We start from the raw sequence: 16,470 nt of genomic DNA on the forward strand, positions 1-16,470 counted from the left end.
CCCCGGCTCACTCGTGCGGGACGACGGCCACCGGGCACCCCGCGTGGTGCAGGACGCCGTGCGCGACGGAGCCGATCCGGGCGCCGACCGCGGTGCGGCGGGCCCGGCGGCCCACGACCACGAGCTGGGCGTGCGCGGCCGCCGCCAGCAGCACCTGGCCGGCGCTGCCCATCTCCACGTGCTCGACGACGGGCACGTCGGGGAAGCGCTCCCGCCAGGGCCGCAGCGCCTCGGCGAGGCCCTTCTTCTCGTACGGTTCCATGCCGCCGGCCTCGTCGAGCAGCTTGAGCGAGCCGGGGCTGTAGGCGAAGACCGGCGGCAGTGTCCAGGCGCGGACCGCCCGGACCGTGGCCCCGCGGGCGGCGGCCGCCTCGAAGGCGAACCGGAGGGTCTCGGCGCTGTCGTCGGCGGTGCCGTGCTGGCCGACGACGACCTCGCGTCCCGCGGCCTCGGCGGCGGGTTCGTCCCCGGCCCGGACCAGGACGACGGGCCGTGCTGCCTCGGCGATCACCTGCTGTCCGACGGAGCCGACGAGGAAGCCGACGAGGGCGCCCTGCCCGCGTGAGCCGAGCACCAGCGCCTCGGCGTCCGCGGCGGCGGCGGTCAGCGCGTCCGCGGCGTCGCCCTCCACGATCTCCGTGGTCACCGTCAGGCCGGGGTGGCGGCCGGTCAGGCCGGCGACCGCCCCGTCGGTCACCTCGCGCGCCTGCTGCCGCTGCGCGTCACGGCCGCCCAGGTCGAAGGCGTCGTACACCTCGAAACGCCAGGCGTTGACGACGCGCAGCGGCAGCCCGCGGCGCTCGGCCTCCCGCCCCGCCCACGCCAGTGCGGCGAGGCTCTCCCGCGATCCGTCCACACCCGCCGTGATCGGCCGTGTCATGCCGTCCGCCTCCCTGGTCGTGGGCCCGTAGGTCGGTCCCAGTCTCCCCCACGCCCCGGACGATCTTGCCATGCGGCCCTGACCGGGCGGGGCACGGGCGGCGGTGACCAGGGGGCGGGCGGCCCCCGGCCAGGCGGGCGGCCCGCGCTCGCCCGGGCGAACGGCCACGGACGCACCTACGATGGGCGCAAGTGGGCTCGAAGACGGGGGCACCGGGCCGCCCGTCGCGACCGCACGGGGTGGGAGACACATGACACAGGCCGCGGAAACCGCGCGGACCGTCATCATGACCGTGGACGACGATCCGGGAGTCTCCCGTGCCGTCGCCCGCGATCTTCGGCGGCGCTACGGCGAGTCGTACCGGATCGTGCGCGCGGAGTCCGGCGAGTCCGCGCTGGACGCGCTGCGCGAGCTGAAGCTGCGCGGCGACCTCGTCGCGGTCATCCTGGCCGACTACCGCATGCCGCGCATGAACGGCATCGAGTTCCTGGAACAGGCCCTGGACGTGTACCCGGGCGCGCGCCGGGTGCTGCTGACCGCGTACGCGGACACCACGGCGGCGATCGACGCCATCAACGTCGTCGACCTGGACCACTACCTGCTCAAGCCGTGGGACCCTCCCGAGGAGAAGCTGTACCCGGTCCTGGACGACCTGCTCCAGGCGTGGCGGCACAGCGACCACCGGCCGGTGCCGAGCACCAAGGTGGTGGGGCACCGCTGGTCGGCGCGGTCCTCGGAGATCCGCGAGTTCCTGGCCCGCAACCAGGTGCCCTACCGCTGGTACTCCTCCGACGAGCCGGAGGGGCAGCGGCTGCTGCGGGCGGCCGGGCAGGACGGGCAGCGGCTGCCGCTGGTGGTCACCCCGGACGGCACCCCGCTGGTCGAGCCGGAGGCCCCGCAGCTCGCCGCCCACGTGGGTCTGGCGACCACGCCGGCGGCCGACTTCTACGACCTCGTCGTGATCGGCGGCGGGCCGGCCGGGCTGGGAGCGGCTGTGTACGGGGCCTCCGAGGGGCTGCGTACGGTCCTGGTGGAGCGTTCGGCGACCGGCGGACAGGCCGGGCAGAGTTCGCGGATCGAGAACTACCTCGGTTTCCCGGACGGCGTCTCCGGTGCCCAGCTGACGGACCGGGCGCGCCGGCAGGCCGCGAAGTTCGGCGCGGAGATCCTCACCGCACGCGAGGTGACCGCTCTGGAGGTCAACGGCGCGGCGCGCACCGTGCGGTTCTCCGACGGTTCGGCGGTCGCCGCGCACAGTGTGATCCTGGCGACCGGTGTCTCCTACCGGCAGCTCCCGGCGGCCGGGGCGGAAGACCTGACCGGCTGCGGCGTGTTCTACGGTTCGGCGCTGACCGAGGCGCCCTCCTGCCACGGGCAGGACGTGTACATCGTGGGCGGCGCCAACTCGGCCGGGCAGGCGGCGATGTACCTGTCCCGGGGGGCGAAGTCGGTGACGCTCCTGGTGCGCGGCCCGTCGCTGTCGGCGTCGATGTCGCACTACCTCATCCAGCAGATCGAGGAGTCGCCCAACATCTCGGTGCGCACCGGCACGGTCGTCGAGGCCGCGCACGGCACCGGCCGCCTGGAGCAGCTCACCCTGCGCGACCTGGACAGCGGGCGCGAGGAACGGGTCGACGCGCAGTGGGTGTTCGTGTTCATCGGCGCCGCGCCGCTGACCGACTGGCTGGACGGGACCGTGCTGCGTGACGAGCGCGGGTTCATCCTGGCCGGTCCGGATCTGACCGCGGACGGACGGCCGCCGGCGGGCTGGGAACTGGACCGCCCGCCGTACCACCTGGAGACCAATGTGCCCGGGGTGTTCGTGGCGGGCGACGCCCGGGCCGAGTCCGCCAAGCGGGTCGCGTCGGCGGTCGGAGAGGGAGCCATGGCCGTGATGCTGGTCCACCGCTACCTGGAGCAGTCATGAGCGGGCGGGTGATGCCCTGCAGCCCCAGGGAGATCGGTTCGCTGTTCCTGTTCGAGAAGCTGTCGGACGAGCAGCTGGGCCGACTGTGCAGCGACGGCCGGGTGGAGCGGTTCGAGCCGGGCCCGGTGTACACGGAGGGTGATCCGGCCACCTGCTTCTACGTGATGATCGAGGGCACGGTGGTGCTCTCGCGCCGGGTCGGGGACGACGACGTGGAGGTCGCCCGCACCTCGCAGCGCGGGGTGTACGCGGGCGCGATGCAGGCGTACATCGGTGACCGGGTGCGGCAGGTGTACACCAACTCGATGCGTGTCACGGAGCCGACGCGGTTCTTCGTGCTGCCCGCGGACACGTTCGCGAGCATCATGCAGGAGTGGTTCCCGATGGCGGTGCACCTCCTGGAGGGGCTGTTCTTCGGTTCGAAGAACACCCAGGCGGCCATCGGCCAGCGGGAGCGGCTGCTGGCGCTCGGCTCGTTGTCCGCCGGGCTGACGCACGAGCTGAACAACCCGGCGGCGGCGGCCGTGCGGGCGACGGAGACGCTGCGCGAGCGGGTGGCGAAGATGCGCCACAAGCTGGCGGTCGTCGCCGAGGGTCCTTTCACCCGGGAGCAGTTGGCGGACCTCATCGACATCCAGGAGCGGACGGCCGAGCAGGTGGGCAAGGCCGTGGCGCTCAGCCCGCTGGAGGCCGCCGACCGGGAGGACGCGCTCACCGACTGGCTGGACGACCACGGCGTGCGCAACGGCTGGCAGCTCGCGCCCACGTTCGTGCAGGCGGGGCTGGACGTCGACTGGCTGGAGCAGGTGGCGGCGGCGGTCGGCGAGGACATCCTGCCGGGGGCGGTGGGGTGGCTCAACTACACGGTGGAGACCGAGCTGCTGATGGACGAGATCGCGGACTCCACCGCCCGCGTCTCCCGGCTCGTCGACGCCGCCAAGCAGTACTCGCAGCTGGACCGGGCGCCGTACCAGATCGCCGACGTGCACGAACTCCTCGACAGCACGCTGCTGATGCTGTCGGGCAAGAGGGGGCCGCAGATCAAGGTCGTCAAGGACTACGACCGGACGCTGCCGCGGATCCCGGCCTATCCCGCCGAACTGAACCAGGTGTGGACCAACCTGATCGACAACGCCGTCTCGGCCATGGACGGCGCGGGCGGCGAGGGCACGCTCACCGTGCGGACGGCGCTGCACGGCGACCGGCTGCTGGTGGAGTTCCGCGACACCGGGCCGGGGGTGCCGCCGGAGATCCGCGGCCGCATCTTCGACCCGTTCTTCACCACCAAGCCCGTCGGCCAGGGCACCGGCCTCGGGCTGGACATCTCCTGGCGGATCGTGGTCAACAAGCACCACGGCAGCCTCGCGGTGGAGTCGGTGCCGGGCGACACGCGCTTCCAGGTCCTGCTGCCGCTGACCGCCGCGGACGGCGACGGCACGGCGCCGGGTTCCCTCCCCGAGGAGAAGGCATGAGCAGCGGCGGTTGTGAGGACACGTTCGTCGACCCGGCGGTACCGCCCAGCGGTGCGGGCTGCGCCGAGTGCGACGCGTCCGGCGGCTGGTGGTTCCACCTGCGGCGCTGTGCGCTGTGCGGGCACGTCGGCTGCTGCGACGACTCCCCCGGCAAGCACGCCGACGCCCATTACCGGGCCAGCGGGCATCCGGTGATCCGCAGCTACGAGCCGGGCGAGGAGTGGTTCTGGAACTTCGCGACCCAGGAGCTGTACGACTCCGGCCCGCGGCTCGCGCCCCCGCAGGCCCACCCGGACGACCAGCCGGTGCCGGGCCCGGCGGGCCGGGTCCCGCACGACTGGGCCCGGACCCTGCGCTGAGCGGGGGCCTGACGGGGGTCTGACGGGAACGAGGATGCCCCGCCGGGGGCGGGGCATCCAGGTCACGGTCCGGTGGTCCGTCAGGGACGGGCCGCCGGGGTGTTGGCGGCGGTGACGTTGACCGCCGCCCAGGCCGTGTCCACCGTGCGGTACTCGGTGCTGGCCGCTCCGTAGAGGTCCTTGGCCGCCTGCAGCGTCGCGACACGCGCGTCGTGGAAGTCGGTCGTGGACACCATGTAGCGGGTCAGCGCCCGGTAGAAGATCGCGGTGGCCTTGGCCCGGCCGATGCCCTGCACCGACAGTCCGCCGTAGGTCGGCGAGTCGTAGGCGACACCGCCGATCGTCTTGCGGCCGCTGCCCTCGGCGAGCAGGTAGTACGCGTGCGAGGAGACACCGGAACCGGCGTGCACCTCGGTGTAGTACACCTGTGGCGACCAGTAGTCGATCGCGCCTTCGAGCTGGTCGAGGGAGGGGTGGTCGAGCCGGCGCAGGAACTTCTGCGCGAGGCCCAGCTTCTCGCCGAGGAGGTAGTTCGGCGGGTTCTTCGGGTTGTTGGCGAAGAACTCGACGCTGGAGCCGAAGATGTCGGCGAGCGACTCGTTCAGCGACCCGGGTTCGCCGTACTGGTTGCCGGCGGCGTCCACGCGGGTGGGCTCCAGCCGGGCGGTGGAGTCCACCACGCCGTGGGTCAGTTCGTGGCCGGTGACGTCGAGGGCGACGAGCGGCTTCTTGAACATGTCGCCGTCGCCGTCGCCGTACAGCATGCAGTCGCACGTCGGGTCCCAGAACGCGTTCGCGATCCCGTTGCCGAAGTGCACCATGGCCTTGGCGCCCTTGGAGTTGTTCTCGATGCCCTTGCGCCCGAAGGTCTTCTTGTAGAAGTCCAGCGTCTTGCTGATGCCGTACTGGGCGTCGACGGCGGCGGTGACGCGGTTGGAGACGCTGCCGTTGCCCCACCTGTTGTTCGTGCTGGTGATCTTCGCGCCGCGCGCGAAGTTCTCCTGCAGCTGGTTCCTGGCGTCGCGGGTCTCGGTGCCGTAGCGCGTGGGGTCGGTCAGCACGAAGCCGGTCCGGGCCGTCTGCGTGGTGGTCAGGGAGACCGGGCCCACGAACAGGGACGCGCCGCTGCCCGCGGTGGTGCGCGGGTAGCGCCCGGAGGAGGCGGAGGTGCCGCTGATCGTGCCGAGCGAGCCGGCCGGCGGGACGCTTCCCCGCGACGGCAGGGTTCCGCCCTGGCGGCTGAGGGTGGCGCGCAGCTTCGGTGACAGGAACTCGTCGCTGTCGGGTGTGTTGCTGCGCACCTTGCCGGTGACGGCGTCGACGACGACCGTCCGGGAGCGGGCTCCCTCGGTGGTGGCGCTGCCGGTGACCCGCACCTGGTAGGCGAGCGCCGAGGCGCCGCCGCGGGCGTCCACCACGAGCTGGGCGGTGCCCGCGTCGCCCTCGGCCACGGCGGCGGCCTTGGCGGCGGCCTGCGCGGGCGTCACCTCGGCCCGCGTGGTGGCGGGCCTGACGGTCCGGTCGGCGGCCCGGGTGACGCCGGTGTACGCGAGCTTGCGGTCGAGGTGGACGACGAGGTCGGCACCGAGCACCGGCATGCCCTGGTGGGTGCGGATGAACCGGACGTGACGGGCGCCCTCGGGGTCGGCCATCACGTCCTGGGCGCGCAGTTCGTCCCCCGGGACGACGCCGGTCGCCGACGCGTGGGCGAAGGCGGCGGCGCGGGCGGCATCCACCACCGAGGCGGTGGAGGTGCGGACGGCCGACACCGTGCGGGCCGGCCCCTTGGCGGGGGCGGCCAGTGCCGGGCCGGCCAGGCCCGTGGCGGCCGTCGTCGCGGCGACGACGACCGCCACGTTGCGTATGTGGGGTCTGTGCACTCTTGAGGGTTCCTTCGTTGGTGAAGGCGGCCGGGATCGCCAACCGCCCCTACGCATGACGCGGTTGCGTCATGAGGGCTGGTCGGGCCCCGGAAAGAAACCCTTGTGGGCAGGACATGCACATGTAAAGCACGAATGATCCATTCCGTGCCGTCCAGGGCAATCCTTTGCCAATTCAGTCCCGCGCGGTGATCAAGGAGTGATCGGCGAGTGACCAACTGTGTGTCGTTCCTGGAGATGTGACGCGGTACGAGATGGTTGCGTTGCCCGGATGTGATCAATCTCGCAACGGACCACACGCCGACGAAGACGGGAGCGGAATCGTATGGCCTCACGCACGAGGGGCACGAGCGCGGTGCTCGGATCGCTGGTACTGGCCCTGCTCGCAGGACCCGCGCACGCGGCGGCCGGCCGCCCGGGGCCCCCGGCGCCCGCCGCGGCGGTCCGTGCGCCCGCCGCGCTGCCCGCCCCCGACACCGCGGCGCTGGACGCCCTGCTGCGCACCGCGCTCAGCGAGGGGGCGCCCGGCGCGACGGCGCGCGTCGAGGACCACCGCGCGTCCTACGACGACCACCCCACCGTCCACCAGGCCACCGAGGGGACCGCCGACCGTACCGACGCCCGGGCGATGGACACCGCCGACCGCTTCCGCATCGGCAGCGTCACCAAGACCTTCACCACGGTCGTCCTGCTGCAACTGGCGGCGGAGGGCCGGCTGCGGCTCGACACCTCCGTCGACCACTACCTGCCCGGGCTGCTGCCCGACGAGCGGATCACCGTGCGGCACCTGCTGAGCCACCGCAGCGGCCTGTACGACTACACCGCCGGCATGTTCGCCCGCACGGTTCCCGGCTTCGAGGCCGTGCGCACCAAGGTCTTCACCTACCGCGAGCTGCTGGCCGAGTCCCTGCGCCACCCGCCCACGAACGCGCCCGGCGCCGCCTACGCCTACTCCAACACCAACTTCGTCGTCGCCGGTCTGCTCATCGAGAAGCTGACCGGCCATCCGGTGCGCACCGAGTACGAGAACCGCATCATCAAGCCGCTCAAGCTGGGCGACACCTTCTACGTCCACCCCGACACGCAGATCCCCGGCCGCCACGCGCACGGCTATCTCACCCCGGACGACGCCAAGGGCGCGCTGGTGGACGCCACCGACCAGACGGCGTCGTGGGCGCAGAGCGCGGGCGCGCTCATCTCCTCCACCCGCGACCTGGACACCTTCCTGTCCGCACTGCTCGGCGGCCGGCTGCTGCCCGCCGCCCGACTGGCCGAGATGGAACGCTGGATGCCGGCCGGCACGGGTCAGGCCTACGGTCTCGGACTGCGCCGGCGCGACCTGTCCTGCGGGATCTCCGTGTACGGCCACACCGGGACGGTCCAGGGCTTCTCCACCTACGCGTTCGCGAGCGAGGGCGGGCTGCGCAGTTACGCCGCGGTCGCCACCACCTCCAACAACGACGCGGTGCACCGGACGATGCTGCGCACCCTGGAGGCCGTGTTCTGCGGCAAGCAGGCCCCGGCGCGCGGCGCCGCGCCGCGTCCGCGCGCGGGCTCGGCGCACGAGCGCACCGGATGAGTCCGCCCGCCGATCTTGGCGGAACGACCACCTCCGGGCCAGGATGCCTCCATGAAGGGTGATCTCTTTTCCAGTGAGCACGTGGTGCGGCCCGCGACCGCACCGGGCATGTACGTCGAGAACGCCAAGTGCGTCCGCTACGTGGTGAACGGCGAGATGCTGGCACGCCAGGGCGCCATGGTGGCCTGGCGCGGCAGCCTCCAGTTCGAGCGCAAGGGCCAGGGCGTGGGCGGCATGCTCAAGCGCGCGGTCACCGGGGAGGGTCTGGCGCTGATGTCGGTGCGCGGACAGGGCGAGGCCTGGTTCGCGCACGAGGCGCAGAACTGCTTCATCGTCCAGATCGACCCCGGCGACGAGTTCACCGTCAACGGGCGCAACGTGCTGTGTTTCGACCCCTCGCTGTCGTACGAGATCAAGACGGTGAAGGGGTCGGGCATCGCCGGGGGCGGGCTGTTCAACAGCGTGTTCACCGGCCAGGGCCGGCTGGGCCTGGCGTGCGAGGGCAACCCGCTCGTCATACCCGTCACACCCCAGCAGCCGGTCTACGTCGACACGGACGCCGTGGTCGGCTGGACCGCCCGCCTGCACACCTCGCTGCACCGCTCGCAGTCCATCGGGTCGATGCTGCGCGGCGGCTCGGGTGAGGCCGTGCAGCTGATGCTCCAGGGCGAGGGCCACGTCATCGTCCGCCCCAGCGAGGCGACCCCGCAGAAGGCCCAGCAGCACTGAGCGGCCGGCCGCCCGCGGGTGCCGGCAGCACCGGACCACCGGGCACCGGTTGACCCGGGGTGTCCGCCCGGGTGAGGGTCGGGGTGGCGCGGATCCCCGCCCGCGCCGGAAGGACGGACCGCCTTGATCGGCATCACACAGATCGAAACCGCGGCCGAGCGGATCACCGGTCACGTCGTGCGCACTCCGACCGTGCCGAGCCCGGGCCTGTCCGCACTGCTCGGTGCCCCGGTGACCGCGAAGCTGGAGCTGCTGCAGCGCACCGGTTCCTTCAAGGCGCGCGGCGCGACGGCGAAGCTGCTCTCGCTCGGCGAGGCCGAGCGGGCGGCGGGCGTGGTCGCCGTGAGCGGCGGCAACCACGGGATCGCACTCGCGGTGATGGCCGCCGCCCTCCATGTGAAGGCCACCGTGGTCATGCCGCGCTCGGCACCGGCCCGCTCGCTGCGCACAGCGGAGGAGGCCGGAGCCTCGCTGCGGCTGACCGACGGCATGGACGAGGCGTTCGCGACGGCGGCGCGGCTGCGGGACGAGGGGCTCACCCTCGTCCACCCCTTCGACGACCCGGTCGTCATCGCCGGCCAGGGCACGGTGGGGCTGGAGTTCGCCGAGGACGCCGGTCCGCTCACGGACGTGCTCGTCAGCGTCGGTGGCGGCGGGCTGATCGCGGGCGTCGCCGCGGCGCTGCGCGCGCTCCGCCCCGGTGTACGGATCTGGGGTGTGGAGACCGAGGGCGCCGAGGCCATGTCGCGGGCACTGGCGGCGGGCGGCCCGGTGCCGGTCCCCCTCTCCTCGGTCGTCACGACGCTGAGCGCCCCCACGGTGTCGCAGCTGACGTACGAGCACGCCCGGGCCCTGGTCGAAGAGGTGCTCGTGGTGCCGGACCGGGCGGCCGTCCAGGGTGTGCTCGACCTCGCCGAGCACGCCAAGGTGTGGACGGAGCCCGCCGCGGGCTGTCTGCTGCCGGCCGCCCGGCAGGTGCTGGACCGGGTCGGCCCCGGCGCCCGGCTGGGGCTCGTCGTGTGCGGCGGCAACGCGGCGCTCACCGACGTCCTGGACTGGGCGCGGCGGTTCGGGCTGCGCTGAGGTCCGCGGACAGAAGGGGCGCCCGGCCCACGACGCCCGGCACGCACGCTCGCGGCGTTGCCGAAAGGCCCTGGCAGCTCCGCTGCAGGGACCTCCCGGCGCCCTTGCGGTCGCACGCGCCGGACGCCGCGAGCAGATCGGACTCCCCTTTTGTCCGCAGCTCTGAGAGGGCCGTTTCCGGGGGCGCCGGCCGGGGACTCGGCCGTCATGGTGCAAATCGGATACACGATGATGACCGAGCAGGCCGGTCCGCGTGAGCTGGTGGACCACGTCGTACGGGCCGAGGAGGTCGGCTTCGACTTCTCGGTCATCTCGGACCACTACTTCCCGTGGCTGCGTGCGCAGGGTCACGCACCGTACGCGTGGAGTGTGCTGGGGGCGGCGGCGCAGGCCACCTCTCGCATCCCGTTGATGACGTACGTGACCTGCCCGAGCTTCCGCTACCACCCGGCGGTCGTGGCGCAGAAGGCCGCGACGGTGCAGTTGCTGGCGCAGGGCAGGTTCCGGCTGGGACTCGGCTCGGGCGAGAACCTCAACGAGCATGTCGTGGGCGGCGGGTGGCCGTCGGTGGATGTGCGCCACGAGCGCCTGGAGGAGGCCGTCGAGATCATCCGGGCGCTGTTCGGGGGCGGCCACGTCACCCGGCACGGCGCCCACTTCGACGTGGAGTCGGCCCGGCTGTGGGACCTGCCCGACGAGCCGCCGCCGATCGGCATCGCGGTCTCCGGCGAGCAGTCCTGCCGGCTCGCCGGGCACCTCGCCGACCTCGTCATCGCCACCGAACCGAAGCCCGGACTGCTGGAGGCCTTCGACCGGCACGGCGGCGAGGGCAAACCCCGGGTGGGCCAGTTGCCGGTGTGCTACGACACCGACCGGGACGCGGCGATCGGCCGTGCGCACGAGCAGTTCCGCTGGTTCGGCAGCGGCTGGAAGGTCAACTCCGAGCTGCCGCACCCGGACTCGTTCGAGGCGGCCACCCAGTTTGTCACCCCGCACGACGTCGCCGAGTCGATTCCCTGCGGCGACGACCCGGAGGCGTTCGTGGAGGCCGTACGCCCCTACGCCGAGGCCGGGTTCACGGAGGTCGCGCTGGTCCAGATCGGCGGTGAGGCGCAGGAGCCGTTCCTGGACTGGTCGGCGAAGAGCCTGCTGCCGGCCCTGCGGGACGCCTTCGGCTAGAACCTGCTCTCACCGGGACGCCGGCACGGCCCAAGCGGCCGGCGCTCACCGGGAGGTGTGGCGGCGCCTGGCCCACAGGGGCAGCACGAACCAGCACAGCAGGTACCAGGCGACGACCGGCGCGACCAGCCAGGGGACGAAGCCGTCGTGCGTGGCCACTCTGAGGATCAGCAGCAGGGAGGCGGTCATGGTGGCCAGCAGCAGGATCAGCCCGACGAAGGTCATCCTGGACGCCCAGCGCACCGCCTGGGGTTTGACCCGGCGGCCGGAGACCAGGCGGTGCAGGGAGACGGGTCCGATCAGCGCGCCGGTCGCGGCGGCGCCCAGGACGACCGTCACGATGTAGATGGTCCGGTCGGCGGGCGCGAGGGTCGCGTACTTGGGCTGGAAGACCACGGTGAGAAGGAAGCCGAAGAGGATCTGCACCCCCGTCTGGGCGACCCGCACCTCCTGGATCAGCTCGACCCACATGCGGTCGGCCCGCTCCTCCTCGGTCTCGTCACGCCCCCGGCGCCGCCGGTCCTCCGCCGCCCGCTCCGTCGCCATCACTCCGCCTCTCCTGCCCCTGGCCCCGCCCCCGACGGGCCGGCCCTGTGCCTGGGCGTGTGCCCAGGGAGGCGGAAAACCTGCCGTGCGCGTCCGGCGGTCCGGGCGCGCACGGCAGGGCAGGCCCCCTCCGGGGGTCCACCGGCGGGCGGCGGTCCTACCAGCGGGCCTCCACCTGGTCCTTGATCCGCCGCTCGTAGAGGTCGCGGACGGCCGCCACGGTCTCCTCGGGCAGCGGCGGCAGCTTGCCGACGGCGGCGTTGGCGCGGGCCTGTTCCGGGGAGCGGGCGCCGGGGATGACGGTGGTGACACCGGGCTGCTGGATGATCCAGCGCAGGGCGAGCTGGGCCGGGGTGCAGCCCTCGGGGGCGAGCGCGGCGAACTCGGCGGCCGCCTCGACGCCCGTGGCGAAGTCCACGCCGGAGAAGGTCTCGCCCTGGTCGAACGACTCGCCGTGCCGGTTGTAGGTGCGGTGGTCGTTGGCGGGGAAGACGGTGTCCTTGGTGTACTTGCCCGACAGCAGGCCGGAGGCCAGCGGGACGCGCGCGATGATGCCGACGCCCGCCTCCCGCGCGGCGGGCAGCACCTCGCGCAGCGGCTTCATGCGGAACGGGTTCAGGATGATCTGCACACTGGCCACGTTCGGCCGGGCGATGGCGGTCAGCGCCTCGGCGCAGGTCTCCACGCTGACGCCGTACGCGGCGATCCGCTCCTCCTCGACGAGGGTGTCGAGCGCGTCGAAGACCTCGTCGGAGGAGTACACGGGCGTGGGCGGGCAGTGCAGTTGCACCAGGTCGATGCGGTCGACGCCGAGGTTGCGGCGGGAGCGGTCGTTCCAGGCGCGGAAGTTGTCCAGGACATAGTTCTGGGGGATCTGCTCGACGCGCCGGCCCATCTTGGTCGCGACCAGGACGTGGAGGTCGGGGCGCCCGGCGAGGAAGGCGGCGATGGTCTGCTCGCTGCGCCCGTCGCCGTAGACGTCGGCGGTGTCGAAGAAGGTCACCCCCGCCTCGGCGGCGGCCTCCAGTACGGCGAGGGCTTCCTTGTCGTCGACGTCGCCCCAGTCGGCGCCCAGCTGCCAGGTGCCGAGGCCGACGACCGACGCGTGCTGGTGGGACCTGCCGAATTCACGTTCGTTCATGCCGTCAGTCTGTCACCCGCCGCCCGCCGGGACGGCGTTCGAGCGGCCCGCGCGGACGGACGGCGCCCCGGCGGGCCTGCGGCCCGGCGCGACCCCACCGGGCCCCGCGACCCGCCCGTGCCACGCCCCTGCCCGGCGGATCAGCGGATCCGCGAGCGCTCCTGCGCGCGTCCCAGCGCGCGGGCCTCCACCGTGCGCGCGACCTTCGGTCCGAGCCACCTCTTCAGCCGCCGCACCGCGGTCAGCCGGCCGGCCGCCTTGTCGATCCCGTAGTACACCTGCGGGGGGACGTGGGGCAGCAGTGGTGAGTGGCGCTGGCCGAGCAGCGCGAACATCCGGTGCGGGGGCAGGTGGATGTAGCGGGGGAGGTTCTCGTACCACTGGGCGCTGTGCCGGGCCGCGCTCTGCACGGGCAGCAGGGCCGAGCGGCGTTCACGTTCGTAGGCGGCGAGGGCCGGCCGCAGGCCGGGGTGCGCGCGCAGGGCGCCGGCCAGGCAGATCGCGTCCTCCAGGGCGAGGGTGGTGCCGGCGCCGACCGAGTAGTGCGTGGTGTGGGCGGCGTCGCCGAGCAGCACGAGGCGGTCGCGGGACCAGGTGCGGTTCGTCAGGGTGCGGAAGGTGAGCCAGGGGGCGCCGCCCGCGCCCGCGGCGCGGCCGATGAGCCGGTGACCGTCGAGCACACCGGCGAAGAGGGCCTCCAGCAGGGCCAGCGCGTCCGCCTCGCCGAGCCGGTCGAGTCCGAGACCGGTGAAGGTCTGCGGGGAGCACTCGACGACGCAGGTGCTGCGCCCGCCGCCGTAGGCGTAGCCGTAGCACCAGATCCAGCCGTGCCCGGTCTCGACGAAGGCGAAGGTGAAGGCGTCGAAGACCTTGGTGGTGCCGAGCCAGAGGTAGCGGTTGCGGCCCGGGTGGAGCCGGGTACCGAAGTGCGCGGCGTGCCGGGTGCGCAGCGCGCTGTGCACGCCGTCGGCGGCCACCACCAGGTCGGCGGCCGGCAGGTCGTCAGCGGTGACCTCGCTCTCGTACTCCACCCGTACGCCCAGTGCGCGGGCCCGGCCGGCGAGGATCTCCAGGAGCCGGTGCCGGCCGATGCCGAAGCCCTGGTCCCCTCGGTGGCGGGCCGTCAGCTCCCCGACGTGGGCGACTCCGTCGCGCCACCGCACGGAGTGCGCTTCGACGGCGGCGGCCGACTCGGGGTCGTGGGCGTGCAGCAGGTCGAGCAGTCCCTGCCAGTACGTGACGCCCCAGCCGTAGGTCGAGCCCTCGGGGCTGCGCTCGTGGACGGTGATGTCGTGGGACGGGTCCTGCCGTTTGAGCAGGATGGAGAGGTACAGGCCCGCGGGCCCGCCGCCGGCGCAGACGACCTTCACGCACACCCCTGATGACTACACAGAGCGGTCGATGGGCAACGAATGGTAACAGACTGCGCACGTCCGGCCACTCACCGTGAGGTCGCTTCCGCCGCGGGTGGCCGCCCGCCCCGGCGCGCTCCCCCGCCGGTCAGGCGTCCGCCGTGCGGCACTCCGGGTGGCCCCAGCCCTGGGCGTTCTTGGCGATGGACTCGCCGGCGGCGTAGGAGCGGCCGCACAGGCAGCGGCCGGGGAACTTGGCCTTGATGGTGCGGGACGACGAGGACGTGGACGACGAGGCGGACGAGGCGGAGCCGGTGCGCCGGGGTGCCTTGCGGCGCGGCGCGGCGGCCTTGGGGGTGTCGGGCGAGGGCGGGGGCTGCGGGGAGCCGAGCGCGCTGCCGGCCGCTTCCTGCACCCGGGCCGCCTGGCTGGCGGCGCGGTCGGCGAAGTCGTTGAGCGGATCGCCGTCCGCCTGGTGGGCGGGGACGTAGCGGAAGTCGACGGAGCGGCCCTCGAGGAGTTCGTCGATCCGGACGACGAGTTCCTGGTTGGCGACGGGCTTGCCGGCGGCCGTCTTCCAGCCGTTGCGCTTCCAGCCGGGCAGCCAGGTGGTGACCGCCTTCATCGCGTACTGGGAGTCCATGCGGACCTCGAGCGGTGTGTCCGGATCGGTCGCGGCGAGCAGCCGCTCCAGGGCGGTCAGCTCGGCGACGTTGTTGGTGGCGGTGCCGAGCGCACCGGCCTCCCAGCGGGCCGCGGTCCGGGCGTCGTCCGAGACGACCCACGCCCAGCCCGCCGGGCCCGGATTTCCCTTCGAGGCCCCGTCGCAGGCGGCCACCACTCGTTCACGCATGGGCTCGATGATGCCACGGCCCGGCGGCCGCCCGTGCCTTCGTCCGGCGGCCCCCTACGGAACGTTCTTGACCTGCGGCTTCTCGCCCTGGGTGGTGGTGATGTCGATCACGGAGAAGTGAGCGCCCTGCGGGTCGCCGAGCACCGCCAGCCGGCCGAAGGGGGTGTCCACCGGGCCGTAGCGCAGGGCGCCGCCGAGGCGGGTCGCGGCGGCGACGGCGGCGTCGCAGTCGGCCACCGTGAAGTACACGTTGAGGTAGGAGGGCACCTCGGGCGGGAAGTCGTCGGTCATCCGCATCCGGCCGAGCACCGTCTCGTCGTCGAGGCCGAACAGCCGGAAGTCGATCGCTTCGTCCTCGATCTGCTTCGTGGTGTAGCCGAAGACCGAGGTGAGGAAGGCGTCCGCGGCGCCGGGGTCGCGGGTGAGGAGTTCGGCCCAGCAGTAGGCGCCGGGGGTCTCGGTGGCCTCGAACCCCTGGTGGGTGCCGGCCTGCCAGACGCCGAACACGGCGCCGCTCGGTTCCCGGGCCAGGCACATGGTGCCGAAGTCACCGACCCGCATCGGCTCCATGAGCACCTCGCCGCCGTGGTCGCGGATGCGGCGCGCGGTGGCCTCGGCGTCGGGTGAGGCGAAGTACAGGCACCACTGGGACTGCCCCTCCTGTCCGGGCACCGGCGGCACGACGGCCGCGACCGCCTTGCCGTCCGCGTAGGCCTCGGTGTAGTTGCCGTACTCCGTGGACGACTCGCCGAAGGTCCAGCCGAGGACCTCGCCGTAGAAGGTCTTGGCCTGCTCCAGGTCGGTGAACATCGCGTCGGCCCAGCAGGGTGTTCCCTCACGTCGTACCGCCATGGCTGCGGCCCTTCCGGTCGGTGGCGTGCTCCGGTTACACACGCTAGCCATCCGTGCGGCCGGGCGCGCGCCGGAGGCGGCGGTCTCATCCGGCGCGCAGCCCCCGGTCGGCGAAGGCGATCAGCCACTCGAAGCTCTCCTCGACGTCGGCGCTCCACCGGAAGCCGCCCGCCGACTGCAAGGTGGCGAACCCGTGGCAGAGGCTGCGCAGCGTGCGCAGGGCGTGGTCCACGTCGGACTCCGCGATCGCGTAGCCGCGCAGGACCGCCATGAACGCCTGCAGCAGCCGCTGCCCGGCGGCGGCCAGCGGGTCGTCGGGGCCGGAGGGTTCCACGCCGATCGTCGCGGCGTACCGGCCGGGGTGCTCCAGGACGAAGGCGCGGAAGGCACGTGCCGCCGCCGCCAGGGCGTCGCGGCCGGCGTACCCCTGGACCGCGCTGCCGACGGCGTCGGCCGCCTGGCCGAGCGCCAGGGCCGCGATCCGGCGGTTGAGGTCCTCCTGGCCGCCCACGTGCTTGTACAGCGAGGGGGTGCGCACGCCGAGCCGTTCGGCCAGCAGACCCATCGTCAGGCGGGCGAGGCCCACCTCGTCGGCGAGGGCGGCACCGGCCGCGACCACGGCCGCGGGGTCGAGTCCG

General features: G+C 73.2%; 15 protein-coding genes. 7 read left to right on the forward strand and 8 right to left on the reverse strand.

Translation table 11 applies throughout. From position 1 onward, the window contains the following. Nucleotides 1-7 precede the first annotated feature (7 nt). The gene (locus IG64_RS08795; protein WP_037853877.1) at nucleotides 8-880 is read right to left on the reverse strand and encodes a universal stress protein; all 873 of its coding nucleotides are present in this window, start codon (nucleotides 878-880) and stop codon (nucleotides 8-10) included. Between the two features lie 250 nt (nucleotides 881-1,130). Between IG64_RS08795 and IG64_RS08800 the strand changes: the two genes are divergently transcribed. From IG64_RS08800 to IG64_RS08810, 3 genes are read left to right on the forward strand one after another with little or no spacing between them, the layout of a single operon-like run. Next, entirely contained in the window at nucleotides 1,131-2,807 is a 1,677-nt protein-coding gene (locus IG64_RS08800) for an FAD-dependent oxidoreductase (protein ID WP_037853880.1), read from the forward strand. Further along, nucleotides 2,804-4,279 carry an ATP-binding protein gene (locus IG64_RS08805; RefSeq protein ID WP_037853881.1) on the forward strand — a complete coding sequence of 492 codons (1,476 nt, stop codon included), beginning with the start codon at nucleotides 2,804-2,806 and terminating at the stop codon, nucleotides 4,277-4,279. The genes IG64_RS08800 and IG64_RS08805 overlap by 4 nt, the downstream gene beginning before the upstream one ends. Then, nucleotides 4,276-4,638, forward strand: coding sequence for a UBP-type zinc finger domain-containing protein (locus tag IG64_RS08810; protein ID WP_037853883.1), 363 nt, complete (start codon nucleotides 4,276-4,278; stop codon nucleotides 4,636-4,638). The genes IG64_RS08805 and IG64_RS08810 overlap by 4 nt, the downstream gene beginning before the upstream one ends. Nucleotides 4,639-4,718: 80 nt before the next feature. Here IG64_RS08810 and IG64_RS08815 read toward each other — a convergent pair whose 3' ends face one another. Further along, entirely contained in the window at nucleotides 4,719-6,518 is a 1,800-nt protein-coding gene (locus IG64_RS08815; RefSeq protein ID WP_051812572.1) for a M4 family metallopeptidase, read from the reverse strand. Nucleotides 6,519-6,843: 325 nt separating this feature from the next. On the opposite strand from IG64_RS08815, the gene IG64_RS08820 reads away from it, so the two are divergent. The 4 genes from IG64_RS08820 to IG64_RS08835 all read left to right on the forward strand — a co-directional run bounded on the left by IG64_RS08820 (nucleotide 6,844) and on the right by IG64_RS08835 (nucleotide 11,088). Then, nucleotides 6,844-8,097, forward strand: a complete 1,254-nt coding sequence (locus tag IG64_RS08820) for a serine hydrolase domain-containing protein (RefSeq protein ID WP_037853888.1) — start codon at nucleotides 6,844-6,846, stop codon at nucleotides 8,095-8,097. A gap of 51 nt (nucleotides 8,098-8,148) precedes the next feature. Next, nucleotides 8,149-8,826 (forward strand): AIM24 family protein, encoded by a 678-nt coding sequence (locus IG64_RS08825; RefSeq protein WP_037853890.1) that lies wholly within the window; start codon nucleotides 8,149-8,151, stop codon nucleotides 8,824-8,826. 123 nt (nucleotides 8,827-8,949) lie between these two features. Beyond that, entirely contained in the window at nucleotides 8,950-9,909 is a 960-nt protein-coding gene (locus tag IG64_RS08830; RefSeq protein ID WP_037853893.1) for a threonine/serine dehydratase, read from the forward strand. 207 nt (nucleotides 9,910-10,116) lie between these two features. After that, on the forward strand, nucleotides 10,117-11,088 hold the full coding sequence (locus IG64_RS08835; RefSeq protein ID WP_037853895.1) for an LLM class F420-dependent oxidoreductase: 972 nt from the start codon (nucleotides 10,117-10,119) through the stop codon (nucleotides 11,086-11,088). Nucleotides 11,089-11,133: 45 nt separating this feature from the next. Here IG64_RS08835 and IG64_RS08840 read toward each other — a convergent pair whose 3' ends face one another. From IG64_RS08840 to IG64_RS08865, 6 genes are all read right to left on the reverse strand, one after another. Then, nucleotides 11,134-11,634 carry a DUF6328 family protein gene (locus tag IG64_RS08840; protein ID WP_037853896.1) on the reverse strand — a complete coding sequence of 167 codons (501 nt, stop codon included), beginning with the start codon at nucleotides 11,632-11,634 and terminating at the stop codon, nucleotides 11,134-11,136. 157 nt (nucleotides 11,635-11,791) lie between these two features. Further along, nucleotides 11,792-12,775: an aldo/keto reductase gene (locus tag IG64_RS08845; protein ID WP_037853897.1), complete on the reverse strand. Its 984-nt coding sequence runs from the start codon at nucleotides 12,773-12,775 to the stop codon at nucleotides 11,792-11,794. A 140-nt stretch (nucleotides 12,776-12,915) separates the two neighbouring features. Continuing rightward, on the reverse strand, nucleotides 12,916-14,151 hold the full coding sequence (locus IG64_RS08850; protein WP_037853898.1) for an FAD-dependent monooxygenase: 1,236 nt from the start codon (nucleotides 14,149-14,151) through the stop codon (nucleotides 12,916-12,918). A 124-nt stretch (nucleotides 14,152-14,275) separates the two neighbouring features. Beyond that, a complete protein-coding gene (locus IG64_RS08855) occupies nucleotides 14,276-14,980 on the reverse strand; it encodes a ribonuclease H family protein (RefSeq protein WP_037853899.1) in 705 nt (234 codons plus the stop codon). Between the two features lie 54 nt (nucleotides 14,981-15,034). After that, entirely contained in the window at nucleotides 15,035-15,832 is a 798-nt protein-coding gene (locus IG64_RS08860; RefSeq protein WP_037853900.1) for a VOC family protein, read from the reverse strand. An 85-nt stretch (nucleotides 15,833-15,917) separates the two neighbouring features. Continuing rightward, a complete protein-coding gene (locus IG64_RS08865; protein WP_037853901.1) occupies nucleotides 15,918-16,451 on the reverse strand; it encodes a TetR/AcrR family transcriptional regulator in 534 nt (177 codons plus the stop codon). Between the last annotated feature and the right edge of the window lie 19 nt (nucleotides 16,452-16,470).

The organism is Streptomyces sp. NRRL S-340 (assembly GCF_000720185.1).
In the GTDB taxonomy this organism is placed as follows: Bacteria; Actinomycetota; Actinomycetes; order Streptomycetales; family Streptomycetaceae; genus Streptomyces.

Bases quoted from the DNA above. Each gene is read 5' to 3' on its own strand.
- IG64_RS08805 (WP_037853881.1), top strand. From the start codon at position 2,804: ATGAGCGGGCGGGTGATGCCCTGCAGCCCCAGGGAGATCGGTTCGCTG.
- IG64_RS08840 (WP_037853896.1), bottom strand. From the start codon at position 11,634: ATGGCGACGGAGCGGGCGGCGGAGGACCGGCGGCGCCGGGGGCGTGAC.
- IG64_RS08820 (WP_037853888.1), top strand. From the start codon at position 6,844: ATGGCCTCACGCACGAGGGGCACGAGCGCGGTGCTCGGATCGCTGGTA.
- IG64_RS08810 (WP_037853883.1), top strand. From the start codon at position 4,276: ATGAGCAGCGGCGGTTGTGAGGACACGTTCGTCGACCCGGCGGTACCG.
- IG64_RS08860 (WP_037853900.1), bottom strand. From the start codon at position 15,832: ATGGCGGTACGACGTGAGGGAACACCCTGCTGGGCCGACGCGATGTTC.
- IG64_RS08845 (WP_037853897.1), bottom strand. From the start codon at position 12,775: ATGAACGAACGTGAATTCGGCAGGTCCCACCAGCACGCGTCGGTCGTC.
- IG64_RS08825 (WP_037853890.1), top strand. From the start codon at position 8,149: ATGAAGGGTGATCTCTTTTCCAGTGAGCACGTGGTGCGGCCCGCGACC.
- IG64_RS08835 (WP_037853895.1), top strand. From the start codon at position 10,117: ATGGTGCAAATCGGATACACGATGATGACCGAGCAGGCCGGTCCGCGT.
- IG64_RS08855 (WP_037853899.1), bottom strand. From the start codon at position 14,980: ATGCGTGAACGAGTGGTGGCCGCCTGCGACGGGGCCTCGAAGGGAAAT.
- IG64_RS08800 (WP_037853880.1), top strand. From the start codon at position 1,131: ATGACACAGGCCGCGGAAACCGCGCGGACCGTCATCATGACCGTGGAC.
- IG64_RS08795 (WP_037853877.1), bottom strand. From the start codon at position 880: ATGACACGGCCGATCACGGCGGGTGTGGACGGATCGCGGGAGAGCCTC.